The sequence below is a fragment of the Niabella aquatica genome, assembly GCF_054779315.1.
Genome location: NZ_BAAGYM010000028.1, coordinates 218,802 through 238,948 on the forward strand (window position 1 = coordinate 218,802; position 20,147 = coordinate 238,948).

The following is a 20,147-nucleotide window of genomic DNA, read 5'->3' on the forward strand; positions in this document are numbered from 1 at the left end:
GGCGGGTTACTTCCACCGCATTGCACCCTGTTCAGGTTATTGGGACAGCATCACTCTCCTCTCCAGTTCGAAAGCCCTTGAATCGGTACTATCCTCGAAGTCCACAGCTGCCCCGCTGTTCCAAAAGTCCGACCATCCTAATTTTGATATTTTCTCCATAGTTTTGCAATAAAAATAACAACGCAACAATCATACAAACTATAAACTAACGAACGCTAACTTCCTAATTTCTTCAAAATCATGCAGGAACTTTAGCTTTTTAACCAATAAAATATGAGACTAGTCATGCCATCAGGTAAGCTGGGAAAGAGCAGGTTTGCTGCATTATTCAGCATTTCAGGGTTATACACCGCCCTTTCATTTATCACAAGAATCATTTTACTCACCTGGTCAGCAAAAGATGCTGATTTTAATTTAATCAACCTTTTAAGGGCCTTTCTTACAGGTTTTGGCTTTGATATTGCGATAGGGTTATCATTCCTGTTGCCCTATTTGGTTTACCTGCTGCTGTTTCCAAAAAGATGGATCGGTTCACTGTCAGATAAAATCTTTACATACACTTACCTCTGTATTGCCCTTATCATCATTTTTTTTAGTTTAATAGCTGAATTCCCATTTTGGGATGAATTTGGCGTAAGGTTCAATTTTATTGCAGTGGATTATCTTATATATACTTACGAGGTGGTTTCCAATATCAATCAATCATACCCTTTACCATTGATTGTTGCCGTTTTAATTGTTTTGGTCATTGGTACCTTTATCCTGCTTCACAAAACAGGCGTTTTAAAATCAGTATTTTCAGATAAGCGGTCTATCCGTACCCGGTTTTACTATTCGATTCCCATATTGTTAATTACATTTCTGTTATTAGGGACACTGAAAAACAAGCAGGCAGATTTCAGCAATAACCTGGTGATAAATGAAGTGGGGAAAAATGGTGTGTTTTCATTTTTTGCGGCGTTCAGGTCAAACGAGCTCGATTATGAAACTTTCTATCCCAAGCTTAATGATAAAGATGCCTACACGGTGCTAAAAAAAATGCTTTTGCAGGAAAATCAGCAATACGCTTCCGCTCAATGGGATAATATAAACAGGATAACAAAAGGAGAAAACGAGATACGTCCGAATATAATACTGATAGCCATAGAGAGCTTCAGCGGGGACTTTCTGAAAGCATTTGGGAACCAGGACAACCTCACGCCTAATTATGACAGCCTTGCCAGTAAAAGTATTTTTTTTACCAATTTATATGCGACCGGTACCAGAACGGTGAGGGGAATGGAAGCACTCACGCTCTGCGTTCCGCCAACGCCGGGAAACAGTATTGTGAGACGGCCCGACAATGCGCATATCTTTTCTATTGCTACCATTTTAAAGCAGCGGCAGTATCACCCTTATTTCATTTATGGCGGAGACGGTTATTTCGACAATATGAATAATTTTTTTGGAGGACAGGGTTTTGATATTGTTGACAGGGACAGGGGAAATCCCTTATCCGACAAAATTGAAACACACCGGTACAGTATTTCAGATAGCGAAATAAGCTTTGAAAACGCCTGGGGGATTTGTGATGAGGATTTATATAAACAGGCGATCAAATATGCAGATAAAAGCAGTAGTGAGAATCAGCTTTTTTTCCAGTTTGTCATGACAACGTCTAACCATAAGCCTTATACTTTCCCTGAAGGCAGCATTGACCTGTCGCAGGGCAACAGGAATGCAGCTGTAAAATATACAGATTATGCGTTGGGAAAATTCATCGCAGCAGCACAAAAAAAATCTTGGTTTAAGAATACTGTATTTGTTATCGTGGCCGATCATTGTGCCAACAGTGCCGGTAAATGGGAAATCAATATTGACAAGCACCATATACCGGCAATCATTTATAACCTGCCACATGAACCGCAAAGAGTAGACAGGCTAACCTCACAAATAGATTTAATGCCTACTTTATTGGGCTATTTGGGATGGAGCTACAATACCGCCTTATTTGGTAAAGATATTAATCAAACAAAACAGGGAGAAGAACGGGCTTTTATAGGCAACTACCGAACTTTAGGAATGTGGAAAGGCCACCTGTTTACCCAAATTGATGACAGAAAACGAGTAAAACAGTTCACAGTTTCGGGAGAAGATAAATCCTTAGCAGAATCAAAAAGCACAGATAAGGAATTGATTTCTGAAACGATCTCCTCTTATCAAACAGCCAGCGAAAGGTTTAAGAACGGCAAGATGAAGGAGTAATTGAGCTACGAAAAGCAGTGAAACAATCACAAGACGGGTTTCTATCTTTGCTTTCTGCATTTGCAGGAAGAGCATTGGAAAATAATACAACAGTCTGGGTAAAAGTTCTATTCCAAGTACTGAGAATAGCTTTGAAAGCAAAAGGGTTAAGGTTTAAAATATACAAATGACTGAAACAAAAATTACCAGCAGCAAACAAGTCTACGAGCATATTTCCACACTACCTTTACCTTTACCTTAACCTGAGCCTGTGCTCCAGCATTAATTTATCTACCAATGGCTTTTCACTTGCTGCGTCCATTTTTTCAGACTTATTAAGTAAGCGTTTTTTAGATCCATCCTGATAAGTAAGCGCCGCCAAAGCTTTTGCCACGCATTCTTCCAAAGGACTCCCAAAATCTTTTGTTACATCATCTGCTGCCGCGATATCAGCAGGAATACCATTATAGTAATCACCTTCGCCGGCGGCATTGAGTATACGAAACTGCGCGAGATGCGCAGTGTACCCGTCTATGCCGATACCAAAGGAGCCTACGGGCTTACCATAGGTGTCGCTGCCCACTAATTTTACATCCACGTAGGGTTTAAAACAGTTAATGAGCAGTTCGCCGGCTGAAGCTGTAATGCCACTTACAATAAATACAATGCGTTGAATACCTGTTAATGCTCCTTTTTTGGAAAACCTGTAAGTGTTTCCTGATACGGAAAAATCAACATCAGCATAGGTGGCAGTCCGGCCATTAATAAAAACAGGATTGCCCTGATCATCTAAATATGGAATGGTTTTAAGTATGGGAGCCTTGCTTTGCTGCAACAGTTCATTAAAATGCTCGGCATACATAACGGAGCCATTGATGGATGCCGGCGCTATAAGGTCAGCGACATATTCGGCCGTTTCTATGTAACCACCATTATTGTAACGCAGATCCACAATAAGACCGGTGATGTTCTCACCGGAAAGCTGGTTAAATACCGCATCTATAAAAGATTTTCCATTAGCAAGGCTGCTGAATCTTGAAAGCGCTATATATCCTGCTTTTATGCCTCCGGCGTTTATAACCGCCGATTTGAGAACAGGCGAAGCGGTATATATTTTTTTCTGAAGAGTAACATGCATATTGGTGCCATCCGGCTTTTGTAAAGTAATACCGGCTTCGGCTCCGGCAAGCGCCGCGCTGATGTTACTGCTGTTCAGCATTCTGTCAACACCATCGATACCCATCACTTTCATCCCGCGTACAATGCCGGCTTCGGCTGCCGGAGACCCTGTTTCCACGTATTTTACGTACACTTCATTACCGGCAATGATAGCCATATCCAGCCCCATATCATTGCCCCTGCCTTCGATATCAACGGATGCGCTGCGACCGGTAAAAATATTCCCTTTAGCTATATAGGAATATAGTAGTTGCTCATAACCCTGCCGGAACTCGTAAGATTTTCCGGTTTGAGGGTTTATGGCCAACGCTGCAATGGCGGACAGCTCCTTTTGCAATGCAGTAAGGTCATCGCCAGCATCCGCATACCCTTGCGGATGGAAGCTGTTATAATCCGGTAAGGCCTGGTACCAAAGGTAGGTTTCCCGCGCATACAGGTACAAGGAGTCCAGGCTCTGCTCCAGCCGGGTACCGGAAGCAGATATATCAGGAGTATCGACAGTATCATTTTTTTCACAGGAAATAAAAATGACACTCAGCATGGTTACCCAAAAAAATCTTACGTTCATTTGTTTTTATCCATTATCAATTATTAAAATGATTTTGGCACTGCCGGATCCGTAATAATAATATAGTCGCCTAAATGTGCCCACTGATCCCAGTCCGGGTTATTAAAATTCTCAGGACTGAAACAGGAGATGTTCATCAGCTTCAATTTTGGAGCGTACCGTTGCAGCTGCGCATAAGTGCCCAGCTTTTCATCGCTGTGGAAGCGGCCGTTCAGATGTAATACCCGGCTTTTTTTATGCTTTTTTAATATACGGGCAATCTTCCAGGCCATAGTAGCATCCCAAACATTTTGAGATTGATAAATCTTCATATTGCCCATACCTTCATGCCCACCCATTAAACCTGCAAATTTTTCGTAATACCTGCCGGTTAGTGTGTCGATAGGTAGCGGAGCCAGTAATTGTTTGGCTTCCCTGGAAAGCTCCTTCAGGCTTCCAATACCGTTTTTGGTAACACGGTTGGTATAGCGGTAAGGTGCGTTGGCAGCCAGCACGGGGATGTTGTTTTCTTTTGCATACTCCACCAGGGGACGATAATCTTTGTAATTGTTCCATAGCCGCCCGTCCTTTTGTAAGTTGGTTTCCCGTACCAGCCCGGCCAGGTACTCGTCCAGTACGAGTTGTACGTCGGTCTGGAACATTTCCAGGGACAGAGACAGTTTTTCTTTCTGCTGCTGGTGCAATGCTTTGAATATTTCCAGTTCTAACATATGCCCTACGGAGTCATTATGCTCTTCGCCGAAAAATATTACATCTGCATTATAAAGCCCGCTTACCATCTGCGTCAGCGAAACTTCTTTATTGTCCGCAACGCTGTAAATTTTGTAAGAAGCATTTTCCTGTGCTGTTGCTGCTACCGCTGGTAGCAGGAAAAAAAATAAGATCCAATGTTTCATTTTCTATCGTTGTTTTTTATTTATACTGTTTTTCCCGGCAGTGCTGATAATCTTTTCCATGAATACCGGAACAGATCGTGAAGAATAACTCCCCGTATGCATTACAGATCAGTTGCACCTGCCAGCCTTCGCTACACAAACAATCCATAACAGGGTTAAAAACAGGATCGTATTCTATCACGTATTCAAGCCCCGGCTCATTATACCTAAAATACCGGTACAGGCTTGTCCGGAAAGCCCTTTCGGCTTCACGCGGTATATGAAGTATATCCGGTTCTTTATCAGAGCGCTCCCGGAACAATTGCCCGCACCTAAGCATTTTAAAAAAAGAGATTAACTGTTTCATCTGTTTGTTTTTAACTTTTTGCAGATCTGTGAGGTTTTTGAAACCTCACAGATCTGGACGCTTCCTACATCTGGTACCCCAGCCGCAATACCCATCCCCGGCCATACCCTATATTCAATGTTCTTAAATCACCGGTATAATGCTCCTGCCCGTCCGTAGCGCTGAAATTTATTTCTTTTACATTCAGTAAGTTTTGTCCGCCGATACTCAATTCCAGCCGGTTTTTGAAAAAGGATCTGCCGGCATTCAGATTCAGCAAATGGAAGGCCGGCGCCCGGTTGTGCACCCTTACCAGCTCCGAAGAAACCGTTGGCCTTTCCAGCGTATATATGGGGCGGCTGCCTACATAATGATAATTGGCCCGCAACCATATACCGGCACAGAAATTATAATCAGCTACTGCATTGGCTTCTGTATGAAAAAGAAATTGATCGTACTGGCCGGCATCCACATTATCCGTGCCTTTTAACCCGGTTACGGAAAAAGCCGCCTGCACATTCAGCTTTTCCTCATGCCAATGCAAACCCGCGGTATTCTGCCAGGAAGCATATTTATTTACATTAGCGTATCGATACAGTTCCTGTATGCCCACAATTTTATCCGCGGCTATAACGATCCTGTCTTTTAGTTCCCGGTAAGCTGTTTGCAAAGTTAGTTGCAGGCGGGCATCCGGTATTTGCAGCAAATCATTCTGCCAGTAAAGCAATACCGCTGTTCCCGTTTCCGGTTTCAGCTTTTCATTGCCGCGCAGCATATTAAATTCATTCTCTAAATAAGTGAACAGCTCACGATGGCTGGGAAAGCGCTGTACCTGTTCCAGCACCAGTTTCAGATCGTTGCGATCATTGGGCCGGTAATTAGTAGCCAGAGAAAACGAAGGCCGCGCTTTGGACAATCCGTTGCCCGCCATTCGTATGCCGGGCTGAAATGCCCATTTATTATTGACGCGCCATTGCAGCCAGCTAAAACCAGCTATGGAAAATACGGCTTTGTCCAGGTCGGTGGTTTGGTAGGTACCATCCGCAGCCGCGATAAAGCCGGCAGTACGGTCGGCCTCCATTCCTGCACCCCATTGTAAACGGTGTGAAAAGGGCTTTACAAGGGTAGCCCGGCCATATCCTGTTTTTGTTTGGTATAAGGTTTGCAACGGCACATTTTCGATCAGCTCATTGTTTTGGGTATTTACCGGCGCTATCCGTCTTTTGGTAACGGCCTGTTGCCAGGAAAGATCCGCGGTGAATTCCGCGTTTTTCCAGAAACGGTATTGAAGGTTTCCGTGGTGCCGCGCCCGGGTATTCACATAGCGAAAATCGATAGCATAAAAAGCGGCGCCGGCTCCGTCCCACTCCTTTACCAATGGATTGTAATAAGTAAGATCAGCATGGTAATAGCTGCCCGTATAAAACGCGGACAGTTTTTTTGTTTTGTAAGCCAGATACCCGTCACCATTGTAAGCAGTATAAGGCGACCACTTAAACCCGCGGCCATAGCTGTACGTGCTTACCGGTTCAGTTCCGTTAAACGAGCCGCGGCAACCTTCAAAAGCGTTCCGCATGCCGCTGAGGCCTACAGTAAATTTGGGCGACAGGCGATGGGAAAACGAAAGGCTTTGTATATGCAGGCCTTTGGCGGCATCGCCGCCACGCAGGCTGTACTCCTTACCGGCGGATGTTTCCTGCACAAAAGCATGCAGGCTGGTGTTGCCGTTTTCCGGAGCTTTGGCGGTGATAATATTGACCACGCCGGCCAACGTGCCGCTGCCGTATATAACGCCCTGCGGGGTGTTGGATAAAACAATACTGTCCACATTGTTGAGCGCGATGCCGCTGATGTCTACATTGCCGCCAAACATATCGCTGCCGCCCACGGGAATACCATTTATTAATATTTTATAATAGCGGCTGCTGAGGTCAAGCATCCTCAGCCTTGCCCCGCCATCGGCCGGGTAGCGCTCTATATCCATGTTCAGTTCATATTGCAGCAGCTCGGAAAGATTAACAAAGTTTGTCTTAGCAATGTCATTTTTATCGATTATTTTTAGCAGTTGAAAAATGGTATCGGTACCGGTTACAGTTTGCCCCTTAACAAAAAAGGGGCAGAGAATAGCAGCAACCAGTATAAGTGAGAGGGTATAATAAAATCGCATGATTGCGGAGGGTTTATTTTTACTTTTTTAGTAAGGATAAATCCCGGGCCGCGTGCTGGCGGCCCGGAATAATTATCCACTCAAAGGAACATGGAAACGATTAAGGAATGGTAGCTATTTTTTTGAACCGGTACCTGATACCATAATCTACGCCATTTTTATTATCTGCGCTATTATAATAGGGAGCATCAAGGTTATCAAATTTCAGCTTATATACAGCATTGCCTGTTTTAATAAGGAAGAACCGATCCAGGAATATCTGGTATTTACCCATATCTAAATAACGCCAGTACTGGCCTATTTCTTCCTGCGTTGCGCCGCTGAAAGGAGGATTATTAGTTGTCAGACTATCCACATTATAATTGATAAAACGGCTTTCGTTGGAAGTGCTGATAGCAGGATCGGTACTGGGGCCTGCCGGATGAATAGGATCGTAAGGCCCGGGGGCACCGCCGCTGGTATTTTTAACGGTGTACACTTCTACGCCGGAATTATTGTTGAGCACCACACCTTTGATGGAATAGGCATAAGAGTCGTAGCCAATTGACGGAACAAAAGCAGGGTTGAAATAACGCTTCAGCGTTACCGCGCTTAAACCTAAGTTCCATAAAGAATTGACAGGCTGGAAGTCTAGCGACCCCGCAGTTCCAAATTTTAAGCCGCTGTACTGGTAGCTGCTGCTTTTCGAAATGCTTTCTGAAATAGCGGAGCCTGTAAAAACCCAACTACTGCCGCTTTTTACAACAGGACGATATTCAATATCGTAGGTAGAACCACCGGTATTCCATTTTACAGCCACCAGCCAGAGGTCTACATTCACCGGCGGTGTACCCAGCGTATCAGGGTGCACCTGTATAACAGGAGTTTTTACCAGGTACACGCTATCGGTAACATCGGGCGTGCCTATTACAAACTCGCCTTCGTGGTGATAATCGTAAGTGCTTACCGCGCCGGTGCCTATGGCGCCGCCGGTAAGGGAATCATACGCGATGTCCATCTCTGTAGTATTAAGTCTCGCATCATTCAGGTCTGTTTCCCCGGGTATGCTTTTAGCATTAACAGCGGCGGAGTAGTTCAGGATAACCCGGTTAAACCCGGCCCCGTTCCAGAAACCTAAATGCCAGCTATCTCTGTCTGATTTAAACCCCTTAGCACTGCTGTCTATGGTATGAAAATTGAACCAGGCCTGGTGGCTATTGGGATCGAAGCTAGTAATGGTACCGTTGTTTACATAGCCGGTATGCCAGGTGTCATTAATATGGGTGTAAGCTGTGGTGCGCTGGTTAAGCGACAGCTTTTCGTTTTGCAGGTCGTTGTTTTTATTACAACCCGCGCCCAGCACCAGGGCCGCGAGCCCCAGTATGGGTATTTGTTTAAAATTTAATCTCATGATGTAAATTTTTAAATGGTTTAGAAAAAATTGTGTATATGATAGGTTGTTCCTGTGAGCCATTAATCTTTAAATTCGACCGTAATACCAGTTGTTACCCTGCCGGTTATCTCGCCATTCTCTCCTAAGTTATACAGGCGCCAGTTAGACTGTACTGCCTTATTCAATATCAGCTTATCCAATATCTGCCCCGAGGAAGTGGTAACAGGAATATACACCCTGTTCAGTTTTTTAAACCGGCTGAAATCCGCGGTTTTATTGGGATAAGAGCCAATGGGTAAAGTCAGATCTGTCAAAGCCTCCGGGTTCAGCTTCTGCCACAAACTATTATAATCTTCAAAGCTGCCCGGGCTGGCAACCTTGCTTTGTATACTGATTGCCTTTATATTTCTCAACTGGTCGACTGTAAGGTTATCAAAATTGGGCTTCTCTGTTATGTCGCTATATCCAAAAGAAATGTTGGTTGTCACTTCACTTACCAGGCTGCTGATGTCCGGAATTTTGTCCAGCTTCAAACCGCCTAAGCCAACACTGGTAAAGCCCTTTCCATTACCCGACAGGTTCAGTTTATTTATTTTTACCTTTTCTGTCGTTCCCGGAGTTACTCCTACACCACAACTACCCGGTGTTCCTGACAAGCTCCCCAAACCGGATACGGATATTTCATCCAGCTCGAGGTTAGAGGCGGAACCTACATTTAAACTCAGCGCATTTATTCCATTACCCTCTATTACTATTTTTTTGATGTTTGGCAGTTGGTTAAAATCCTGACCATTGGGACCCTGAAAAGTAATATTAGTTAAATGCTGCTTACCGGGCAGCAACAGTGTAACCAGGTTCTGGCATATAGTGGCCGGCAGACTCAGGGTTTCCAGCAGGGGGAATTTGTCCGTAAAGTCCCATGTTTTGCCGTTATTTGATAGAAACGTAGCCGCGCCAATAGTGGCATAATTGCCACCGGAAAGGGCCTCTTTATTACTAACCGGCGCAAGATGCATTGTTTTCAGCCGCTGGCAGGAGTCTATATTCAACGTAGCTTTATTGTTTAAAGATTGAATCTTCAAATGCTCCAGTGTGTTTTTCATGAAATTCAGGTTCAGCGTATCATCGCTGGAAAGGAGCATCTCCAGCGATCGCAGGCCCTTAAAGGTTTTAAGGGAGGCATAAGGAAGATTCTTGTCCTGAGAGGTCCAAAACAGGCTGTCCACGCTTTCAATATCCCGGCGCAGGTAGCGGGTGGGCTTACCTTCTATGGGGCGCACATTAAAATTATCCGCCAGGAAAGAGGCAAGAGAGAATCTGATAAAATTCTTAGTGTCTTGTAGATGGGTTAATACATCCTGAGGATATTCATATTCTTCCGTATTATAATTGCTCAGAGCTGTTGCCAGGCCGCTTTTCAGCACTGCTTTGCGGGGCAGGGCATCCGTAACCTGGTTCAGGCTGGCTTCCAGCGTGGCATATAGCTGCTGAAAATTAGCATCAGGGTCGGTAGTCATTATTTCAAACCGCGGTATAAAATCTTTAATAATTTTTACCCCGTTCAGCAGGGTGGTGAGCCGCTGTTTAGTAGTATCTGCGGTTACTTTACCCAGCAGGGTTTCTAGGTCGGTGATGTCGTTATCGCTGATGGTCTTTTGCTCAGACACCTGCATTATACGCTGCTCGGTAAGCGCGCTGTAATCAATGCTTTCGCCTTCCGGCTTGTCTTTACTGCAGGAAAAGAATACGGTTGCCGCGAGAAAAAAGAATAAGTAAAATTTAATTGTGTTCATATTTATTGATTTGTGTATGTGATTTAGAAATAAAAAAGCTTTTACTTGAAATGACGGAAAGTTCTTTTTCCACTTTTTTGCCTGCCCAAAAAAGTGGAGCAAAAAAGGGCAGCCGGAAATTGTTGCGGGCTATTTCCGGCAGGAATTGCTATGAGCGATGTGCGTGGCAAATCATCTGTGAGCATTTGCTTACGCCCGATTTTATAAAGAACTTATCATTATATTTATTTGCGCGACGTTCCAACGCCGCGCACGCTACCGGGAGAGGATACCTTGCAGTGAAAAATGCATATTTCATTGTTTTCATATTATGATTTGTTTATGTGATTAATTAAAAAGATTAAAAGTGAGCTTGGCAAACCAGCTCCTCCCGTAAAAGAGGCGCAGGAATGCAGGGGCCGCGCCATAGTCGCCCAATTGCAATCCGGGGGTAAGCTGTAAGTATTTAATATCCCGTACATCAAAAATGTTTCTTACACCTACCCGCAGGTCAACTCTTTTTTTGAGAAAAGAGCGGGCTATATTGGCGTCCATATTATGATAGGCCTCGGTTTTAAAAAGCATTCTCTCCTCTCCCATCATCACATACTTTGGTTCCCGGCCCACATAGCGGTAAAAAGCAGACAGGCGGATATCTAACGGTAAAACATAAGCGGCCTGTACGCTTCCCTGCAATACAGTAAGAAAGCCTTTGTACTCTGTAACGGTAGCATCGTCATCGCCCCGGTAGCCCAGCGCGGAGCCCGCGATAGCAAAGTTGAATTTATCGGATACCAGGTTTACATTGAGCTGGTTGAGCAGGCCGTTATATTTATTCTCGTTAGTCCATGTATTACGGCCGGTAATGGAAGGTTCTTCAGGTACCCGGTAGGTAATGGGCACTATGCGGTCTTTAATATGCTGGAACATGGTACTGAGGCTGGTTTCAAGATGCAGCTTATCATTAAGCTCCTGCTTTCTTGCCCATTGCAGCTCTATAGACTTACCGTATTCCGGCCGCAGATCGGGGTTGCCCCGGTAGTCATGTACCGGCAGGTTTACAAACCAGGTGTACATTTCTTCGTAATTGGGAAAGCGGGTGGACGTGCCGGCTATTAAACGCATATCGTTACGCTCGTTTATGCGGAAACGGGTGGTAACGGATTCATTGGTGCGCATATTGACCTTGTTGCTGTAATTGAGGCGAAAGCCGGGGCGGATCATGATTCTTTTAGATACTTTCCATTCCGCAGAGGTATAGGCAGCCCCGGTAAAAAGGGTGCGCTCTACAGGATTATTTAAGGATACATCGCCAAACCAACTGGTATTACCTTCGTTACCGGTGGTATTGTCCATTTCAAAGCCGAGGTTGTATTCCAGTTTTTCTTTTACAATGGGTTTTACCAGGGAACCTTTGGCGTAAAAACCCTGCGACTGGTAGTATTTTTCCCAGTCAATAGCGGGCTTGCCATCGGGGGTACCGTTTATAGGATCCAGTACCGAATTATCCTGCAGGTTCACAGCATACCTGCGATGCTCCAGCCCATTCTTCTGGAAAGAAGCATCTAACGTGTAATAAGCATTTTTCCAAAAGCTGCCCCTGGCGCTGAGGTGATGATTGAATCTCGTGGTTTTATAGTCATCGTTGGTGGAAGCGTTGATCCCAATCCTTTCTAACTTCAGGTAATAATAGGCCGCATCCCGGGCATAATTGGTTAGCACAGAGTTGAAGTAATTGAACTTGTAAAACAGGTTGAGCCGGCTGCGCGTATAGGAAATATATACATTACCGTTCCAGGATTCTTTGGGGCTCCATTCGTAGCCGCGCGTGTGAATAGGTGTATATTCTGTACGCGGTCCCGATTCATCTACATAGGTGTACCACAGCGGCTTGGTAATAATACCGTGCCCGTCGTACTCGCCCCGGTAACCATTGAATTTATCGCGTGACACGGAGCCGCCAACAGAAAGCCCGCTGGCGATACGCTGGCTAAGGCTAAGCTTTTGTATATGCCGCCCTTTGGCCTCGTAGGTTTTATCGCTGTTAAGATTGTATTCTTCTCTTACGGTTTCTTCCTGCAGCTCCAGGGAAACGTCTGTTTTTTTCCCGGATGTTTTTTTGGTAATGATGTTTACCAGGCCTCCAATGCTATTGGCGCCGTATTCTACGCCCATAGCGCCTTTTACGATCTCTACCCGCTCTACATCATCGAGGCTGATAGTGGTAAGGTCTACATCGCTGCCCATGTTCTGATCTCCGGCAATGGGTATATTGTCCATCAGTATTTTTACGTACTGGCTGTTAAGCCCCAGCAACCGTATCTTAGAGCGCCCCATGCCGGACTCGTTTACAATATCTATATTGATCTGCTGCTTGAGCAGCTCACCAATATTGCTGACCGCCATATTTTGTATCTGTTCTTTGGTAATGACCTCTACCCTGTAAATAGATTTATCTAATGACTGCGGACGATACTGGCCGGTTACTATTACGGGGTTTAAGTTTTGTTTTTTTTCACCACCGGCATGGAGCGTAAACCGCAGATGAGCCGTTTTGCCACCCGTAACGGTTATGGACTGGCGCTGAGCTTCATAGCTTACATGTGTTATTTCTAAAGTGTACCGGCCTGCTTTTACATCTTTAAAGGAAAAGCGGCCCTGCTCATCTGTGAGAGCTGCCCTGCCGTTTTCTTTTAATAATATTGTGGCACCCAGTACAGGTGCACGGCCGGCATCTGTAATACTGCCGGTAATGGCGCCGTTCACCTTCTTTGCAAGCCGGATAGCTACCGTATTGCCCGACATGCTGAACTCCAGATCCGCCTGGGCATTTATTTGTTTCAGAATATCGCTTACAGGCGCCGTGGACGGAGAAAGCGATACCCGCTGCGACAGTTCTTTGCGGAGACCGCTGTATATAAAATTCAGCCCGGCTTTTTCCTGCAGCTGCTTTAATACCTGCGCCACTTCAAGTGTTTGTGGTGTAATATGCACAACGGGTTGCTGTGCGTTAATACTACATAAAAACAACAGGCTGCATAAAATTAGCGTGCCTGTAACCCTCGTTATTAGTTTCATTCCTCTGATCTTTTACGGTTTTGTTTATGCAAGGCCGTGTATTACGCGCATTGCAGATCCCCAAAGCATTTCCCCGAAGGGAACTTTGCACTTTTGGAAGTGTGCAATAGCTATAATACCTACTCTATTATTTATTTGCTGCTTACCTGTATAATGCTGTCCACGGCGCCAAACCGGAGGTGGGTACTAAACGCCATCATAGTCAGTACCTGCTTTAGCGGCAAATTGTCGATAGTTGCCGTAAGCGGAACGTTGAGGTTTACTTTATCTTTTATTATGAAATGCACACCATAATAATCTTCCAGCCTGCTCAGGGCATTGTGCAGGGGCTCCTCTTTAAAATGCAGCTTTCCTTCTGTCCAACCGGCTACCCGGTCTTTTTCCCTGATGGTTTTTACGCCTGTTATTAATTGCTTCAGCTTATCATATTGCAGCTGCTCGCCGGGCTTTAATAACTGTGAGCTGGCGGCGGATGTGAACCGTATGCTGCCTTCGGTAAGTGTTACGGTTACTACAGGGTCTTTATCCCTGTTACGCACATTGAACTTTGTGCCTAATACTTTTATTTCTGAGCCGGCACTGCGCAAAACAAAGGGCCATTGGGGGTTGTGGGCTACTTCAAGGAAAACCTCGCCTTTTTCAAGAACAACCTCGCGCTTTGCTGAAGCAAATGTTTCGGGGTAGGCAATCACGCTTCCTCCCATCAGGTGAATAACCGTACTGTCGGGCAGTACCAGGCGGGAACGCGCTCCTTTTGGAACGATATATCTTTTGAAAGGGATGGATGCGGACTGCTCCGTTATATCGCCGGGCCTTGTTTTAAACAGGAACCAACCGGCAGCTATAAAGCCAATAAGGCACGCAGCCGCGACCAGCCTGGGCCACAACGTTCTTACCGGTGCCGGCCGTGCCTGGTGTTTAACCGCAATCTGCTGCTGCACTTTTTCCCAGATCTCCTGTTCGAGCTGCTTATCGTTAACAGCCTGTATAGTGTCATCTGAGAAAAAATTGGTTTCTTCCTTCAGCCAGCTTGCTACTGCTTTTTTCTCCTCAGGGGTACAATTACCTTCCGTATAACGCCTCAGCAATTCGGGGTCTATATGTTCCATACAACTATATATACCCTTTAGCGGGTAATACCCTTGCGGGGAAATAAATTTTTCCCGATATCGTAAATCAATGCCCGGAATATTTTCCCGATCTCGAAAGTAGCCTACCCGATATTTGCCCTGATGATTTTTTTCGCCCTGGTAAGATGGTACTCTACTGTTTTTACAGCTATGCCCATGCGGGCGGCAATTTCTTTATAGCTGAGCGCATCATAATGGCTTAACATAAATATGGTTTTGGCAGGCTCGTTCAAAAGGGCTATTTGCTGATCCAGCTTTACAGCCAGCTCACGGTAAATATAACGCTGATGCGGATCATTATCCTCTAAGCCGCTTACCTCGTCGTATCTGCCATCCAGCGCATCCACAAGGTCGCTTCTGCTATCACGGTTCTTTTTAAAAACCTGGTACTTGGCTGCGCGTGAAAGATATTTCTCAAGGCTCTCTTCATCCTGCAAGACCTGTCCGCGCTCCCACAACGTAATAAAAATATTCTGCACCATATCTTTTGCCACATCCGCATCTCGGGTATACTGATAACAGATGGCATATACCTTACCCCAGTATTTCTTAAAAATACCGGCAAACGCTTCTGCACTATATGTCTGGGCCCTCTTGTTCAAAATAGTAATAAAAAACAATCGCCTGCTATGCACCGCTTAAATCTATGTACCGGGTTAGCCCTCCCGCAGCCCTCCCTATTCCTCTACCTGGAAGGAGTATAAGCCAGAGAAAAGTAAAGCCCGGACAGGAAGAAGTGTATTGCACTTTTTATCCGGCGAAATGTATAACGATCCATGCAAAAGTAATTACACAAAAATTAGTCAACCTAAAATTGACGTTAGTATGACTAAACTATTGTCTAACCAGATAACCACATGGAAATTCGCGGTCCCCTCTTCAGAAAAGCCTGCAAAGAGCAAAATCAAAAAGCATTCATTAGCCAAGAACGGCTTACATGCAGTTTACAACGAAGCTCTATCTTTGAGCGGGTGTATGAGGATGAGCATAACCCCTACCGTAAAGACTTCAATAAGAGCAATGGCATAAAAAATTCAATTTAAATGAGCAAGGTAGAAATATTTGAAAATGAAAGAGCCACAGGCTACAACCAGTTCGTAGAAACGTGGATTGCAAACTATCACTATTTTTTAGAGTGTTTGCCCAAGCTATTAATAAAAACGCATAACAAAGACCTGTTGGTTGTAGGTTGCGGAACAGGTAACGAAATAGAGCCGTTTATACAATCCCCTGAACATTGGAAGATAACCGGAATAGACCCCTCGCCGGAAATGATTCTTCAGGCACGGGAAAAGCTAAAAAGCCATGAGCATGTAACGCTGATAGAAGGTTTGATAACAGATCTTCCCATTGAGAAAAAATATAGTGCGGCTACGCTCCTGCTTGTCCTGCATTTTCTCGAAGATAACGGCAGCAAACTCAACCTCCTCAAAGATATAGCCGGAAGATTGGTACCGGGAGCAGCGTTTGTAATGCTTGACATAACCGTGGCTAAAAGCCAAATCAGGCAAAGCCTTGACATATACAGATTACTTTTGCCAAACAACCTGGATGCAGCAGAAATTGGCAAACGCATGCACAGGATGGAAAATGAGCTTTACCTCGTTTCTGAAGAAAGAATAACGGAATTATGTATAGAAGCCGGATTTGAAAAACCACATCGATTTTTTCAATCTTCGATATACATGGGATGGCTGACGAAGAAGAAATAAAAGGTGAACGATATACCAACAGCCTTTAACGTATGATTGAAGCAGCTTTTAGTTAAGCCAGCAAAAGTTAAAACAGGGTTTCGGGAGATCTTAGATACTCCTGTTTTCGGCAATCTTAGCGAGGTGGGATTCAGGAAGTTAAACGAATGTTTATTGTAGAAAAAATGTGTGGCTGAAGCAGCATCTGAAAGCAGCTATGAATATGTGCAGCATTTTATTACTGCTTTCAAAAAATCAGGGTATAATACCAGACTATTCTGCAGCCTGAGGAAAGGAGGAAGGGAATTGTATTTAAAGTTTTTTGAGCTGATGCTGAAATAATCATTTTGATTTAAGGGAACAGATGTATTTCAGTTTTATTCATAACTTCAACCCGTTAAAAAATAACCTGGGAATCTGTAACTTTGAAGTCCCACAAAAAAGTTGTATCTGCCCGATGCAGCTCTTTTAATGAGCCAATAAAATTTCTTACAAAGAAAGATGAAAATTGCATTCTGGTCTATTGGTAAAGCACACGAAGCCTATGTAAAAATCGGTGTGGAAGATTTTTCGAGGCGCATTAACAATTACTTTAAACTGGAGTGGGAAATTATTCCGCCGCTTAAAAATGCAGCTAAAATGACCATCCAGGATATTAAAAAAAATGAGGCAGATGTTATACTTGCCAAAACACAAAAGGATGATTTTTTGATTGCGCTTGATGAAAGAGGTACTTCACTAAGTTCAGAAGCGCTTGCACAGCAAATACAACACTGTGCCAACAGTTCCACAAAAAGGATTGTCTTTCTTATAGGAGGCGCTTTTGGTATGCATGAAACCCTTTTAAAAAGAGCCGACTTTCAATGGAGCCTTTCAAAACTGGTATTTCCACATCAGCTGGTGAGGCTAATACTGGCAGAACAGGTGTACAGGGCCTGTACCATCCTGAAAAATGAAAAATATCACCACCAGTAATACAGTACCTTTATCGCGGCTATCTGATCTTCTTCCATTTCATCTGCCCTGGTGTTGGGACTAAATCCTATAGGAATTATCATTATTTTTAAAATAAGGCGGAGAATGGGAACATTCTCCACCTGAACAATAGACCTGTTCTTTTTTGATTGCCATACATCAATGAGTTCGGGATATACTATCTTTTTATTTTCATGTTACGCACTCCATTTCTTTTCACTTTATTTTTTAGAACAAGTGATCGCATAAAAATTATGCTAATACTTTTCACCTCCAATAAACTCATACACACCGTTCTTTACAGTAGGTATATCGTACAAGTATGTCTTTTTCAGGTTCAATAACTGAACATTCGCTCTGGACGATATAACGGGTGTCTTTGTTTCTTCCACATAAAAAAACGGATTGGAATTTTCACCTCCGGCCGGTTTTAAGGCAACACCTTTTGCCACGCTGATTGCGTTGGGAACGCGTAACCGCAGATTGCCGCCCAGATCAGATCTTATGATCAGCTTAACCAACTTATGATTTTTCCATTGCATATCTACAATTTCAAAACCTCCACGGGCCCGGATACCGCTGATGCTGCCCGACTTCCACTCTGCGGGTAATGCAGGCAAAATATGTACAGAACCGTCTGCTGTTTGCATCAGCATTTCAGTAATACCGGATGTACAGCCAAAGTTCCCATCTATCTGGAACGGGGGATGCGCGTCAAACAAATTACTATACGTACCGCCGCCTCCTTTGTTAATACCCAATGGTGTCAACTGGTTTTTGATCAGCATGTAGGCATGATCCCCATCCTGCATCCTCGCCCACCAGTTTATTTTCCACCCCATACTCCAACCCGTTGACACATCACCACGATGCAGTAAGGTAGTCTTTGAAGCGCTGAATAGTTCCGGTGTGCGATAGGCCGATATCTGGCCCGAGGGAAATAACCCGTATAAATGCGAAATATGCCGGTGTTTATCACCAGGGCTGTCAATGTCATCCAGCCACTCCTGTAACTGGCCATATTGACCTATATGCATCGGTGGCAACTGTTTTCGCTTTTGCAGCAGTGTGTCAACAAAGGCAGCATCTTTTTTTAGAATCCTTGCTGCCCGAATGGCGGTAGAAAGCACATCAAAAACGATCTGGTTATCCATTGTAGTTCCCGCATCCAGAGAAGATCCTTCATGCGCCGGTGGTGCATTTTCCGGAGATGTGCCCGGGTTCACCACCAGCCATTTATACCTGGGGTGTTCTACTAAAAAGTCGACATAAAAACTGGCAACGCCTTTCAAAATATTATATGAGTCTTCTAAGAATTTTTTATCGCCACTGTACAAATAATGTTCCCAGAGATGCTGGCTTAACCAGGCGCCACCAGCATTCCATATCCCCCATGTGGCCCCATCTACCGGGCCTGTAGCACGCCAGATATCTGTATTATGATGGGCCATCCAGCCTCTTGCACCATACATGGTTCTGGCAGTAACAGCCCCGGTCTCAGACATCTCCCTGATCATCTGAAATAAAGGCTGATGCATTTCTGCCAGGTTAGTACGCTCTGCCGGCCAGTAATTCATTTCTGTATTGATGTTGATCGTGTACTTACTGTCCCATGCCGGGTATAAACTTCCATTCCAAAGGCCCTGCAGCGTTGCTGGCTGTCCGCCGGGTTGAGAGGAAGATATCAGCAGGTAGCGGCCAAACTGGTAATATAATGTAATAAACTGAGGATCGTATGTATCTCTGAAATTGCGCAAACGCTCGTCAGTAGGCAGTTTTACCGCATCCGTTGTACCAAGGTCAAATTTCACCCTGTTAAAGTATCGCTGATAAGCCGATATATGTGCTGCCTTAATAGCAGCAAATGATTGCTCATAAGCCCTGTTTAAATAATCATAAGCTTTCCGGTTCTCATTACCGCTGATGTCTTTATAATTGATATAATTAGTAGCAATAGAAATATAAATAGTTACCGCGTTTGCCCCTTTAACAGTTAAAGTTGAGTCCGTGGCTGACATCTTGCCTCCCTCTAATTTAAATCTGCTGATGTTTTTATACTTTACCATACCGGTTACCCCTTCATGATCGCTGGTAATACCTGCTATTGAAATCTCCCCTGTGGGTGAGGCCACTATTTTTGCAGTTTTATGTGGTGTGGTATAAAATGCCGTAAAGAAAAGACTGCCAGGTTTGCTTGCAGTCAGCCGCACTGCTATTACCTTATCGGGAAATGAAGCTAATGCCTCTCGGGTATAAGTTATATTACCCACTTTATAAGATGTTTTAGCAATGGCTTTTTCGATATCCAGCTCGCGATAATAATCGGTAAAATTTTCGTGACCAACAAAATCAAGATTCAAAGTTCCAGCAGGCTGGAACATTTGCCCTGATGACTTTTTATGGAACATCACCTTATTGGCCAGCCTTTCGGCTTCTTTATGCTTTCCATTAAAGATCAGCCTGCGGATCTCACCTAGCGAATCCAGTGCCTGCGGGTAATTATTATTATAAGGGCTTCCGCTCCAGACAGTACCCTCATTCAACTGTACCTGTTCTCTTTCCACATTACCATAAACCATTGCTGCCAAAAAACCGTTACCTATCGGCAGTGCATTTTCCCAGGTGGTACCGGAGGGCTGGTTATACCAGAGTTTAAGACTTTTGTCATACTGAGCCTGTAAAGAAGCGGCGGATATCAACAGTATGATTAGTGAGGCGCATCCCGCAAAAATTGTTCTATTCATGATAAGCATATTTAAAACCAGTTCTCT

Annotated in this window: 13 protein-coding genes; 3 read left to right on the top strand and 10 right to left on the bottom strand. The window is 44.3% G+C overall.

Annotation, left to right across the window (positions count from 1 at the left end):
- The first annotated feature begins 273 nt into the window (after positions 1-273).
- Positions 274-2,244, top strand: a complete 1,971-nt coding sequence (locus ACYVBM_RS18785) for an LTA synthase family protein (RefSeq protein ID WP_460687237.1) — start codon at positions 274-276, stop codon at positions 2,242-2,244.
- A 232-nt stretch (positions 2,245-2,476) separates the two neighbouring features.
- Here the strand turns inward: ACYVBM_RS18785 and ACYVBM_RS18790 are convergent, their stop codons facing one another.
- The 9 genes from ACYVBM_RS18790 to ACYVBM_RS18830 all read right to left on the bottom strand — a co-directional run bounded on the left by ACYVBM_RS18790 (position 2,477) and on the right by ACYVBM_RS18830 (position 15,312).
- A complete protein-coding gene (locus ACYVBM_RS18790) occupies positions 2,477-3,970 on the bottom strand; it encodes a S41 family peptidase (RefSeq protein WP_460687238.1) in 1,494 nt (497 codons plus the stop codon).
- A 23-nt stretch (positions 3,971-3,993) separates the two neighbouring features.
- Entirely contained in the window at positions 3,994-4,866 is an 873-nt protein-coding gene (locus tag ACYVBM_RS18795; RefSeq protein ID WP_460687239.1) for a ChaN family lipoprotein, read from the bottom strand.
- A gap of 16 nt (positions 4,867-4,882) precedes the next feature.
- Positions 4,883-5,212 carry a hypothetical protein gene (locus tag ACYVBM_RS18800; RefSeq protein WP_460687240.1) on the bottom strand — a complete coding sequence of 110 codons (330 nt, stop codon included), beginning with the start codon at positions 5,210-5,212 and terminating at the stop codon, positions 4,883-4,885.
- Positions 5,213-5,276: 64 nt separating this feature from the next.
- A complete protein-coding gene (locus ACYVBM_RS18805) occupies positions 5,277-7,358 on the bottom strand; it encodes a TonB-dependent receptor plug domain-containing protein (protein WP_460687241.1) in 2,082 nt (693 codons plus the stop codon).
- Between the two features lie 100 nt (positions 7,359-7,458).
- Complete coding sequence (locus ACYVBM_RS18810) at positions 7,459-8,748, bottom strand: hypothetical protein (RefSeq protein WP_460687242.1); 1,290 nt, start codon at positions 8,746-8,748, stop codon at positions 7,459-7,461.
- 62 nt (positions 8,749-8,810) lie between these two features.
- Positions 8,811-10,523 (bottom strand): hypothetical protein, encoded by a 1,713-nt coding sequence (locus ACYVBM_RS18815; protein ID WP_460687243.1) that lies wholly within the window; start codon positions 10,521-10,523, stop codon positions 8,811-8,813.
- Positions 10,524-10,850: 327 nt separating this feature from the next.
- On the bottom strand, positions 10,851-13,580 hold the full coding sequence (locus ACYVBM_RS18820; RefSeq protein ID WP_460687244.1) for a TonB-dependent receptor domain-containing protein: 2,730 nt from the start codon (positions 13,578-13,580) through the stop codon (positions 10,851-10,853).
- Between the two features lie 131 nt (positions 13,581-13,711).
- On the bottom strand, positions 13,712-14,689 hold the full coding sequence (locus tag ACYVBM_RS18825; RefSeq protein ID WP_460687245.1) for a FecR family protein: 978 nt from the start codon (positions 14,687-14,689) through the stop codon (positions 13,712-13,714).
- Positions 14,690-14,793: 104 nt separating this feature from the next.
- A complete protein-coding gene (locus tag ACYVBM_RS18830) occupies positions 14,794-15,312 on the bottom strand; it encodes an RNA polymerase sigma factor (protein WP_460687246.1) in 519 nt (172 codons plus the stop codon).
- A gap of 441 nt (positions 15,313-15,753) precedes the next feature.
- Between ACYVBM_RS18830 and ACYVBM_RS18835 the strand changes: the two genes are divergently transcribed.
- Together ACYVBM_RS18835 and ACYVBM_RS18840 are read left to right on the top strand one after the other, a co-directional pair.
- Positions 15,754-16,422 (top strand): methyltransferase, encoded by a 669-nt coding sequence (locus ACYVBM_RS18835; protein ID WP_460687247.1) that lies wholly within the window; start codon positions 15,754-15,756, stop codon positions 16,420-16,422.
- 480 nt (positions 16,423-16,902) lie between these two features.
- Positions 16,903-17,376, top strand: a complete 474-nt coding sequence (locus ACYVBM_RS18840; protein WP_460687248.1) for a 23S rRNA (pseudouridine(1915)-N(3))-methyltransferase RlmH — start codon at positions 16,903-16,905, stop codon at positions 17,374-17,376.
- A gap of 257 nt (positions 17,377-17,633) precedes the next feature.
- On the opposite strand, the gene ACYVBM_RS18845 is transcribed toward ACYVBM_RS18840, so the two are convergent.
- On the bottom strand, positions 17,634-20,120 hold the full coding sequence (locus ACYVBM_RS18845) for a glycoside hydrolase family 95 protein (protein ID WP_460687249.1): 2,487 nt from the start codon (positions 20,118-20,120) through the stop codon (positions 17,634-17,636).
- Positions 20,121-20,147: the final 27 nt, after the last annotated feature.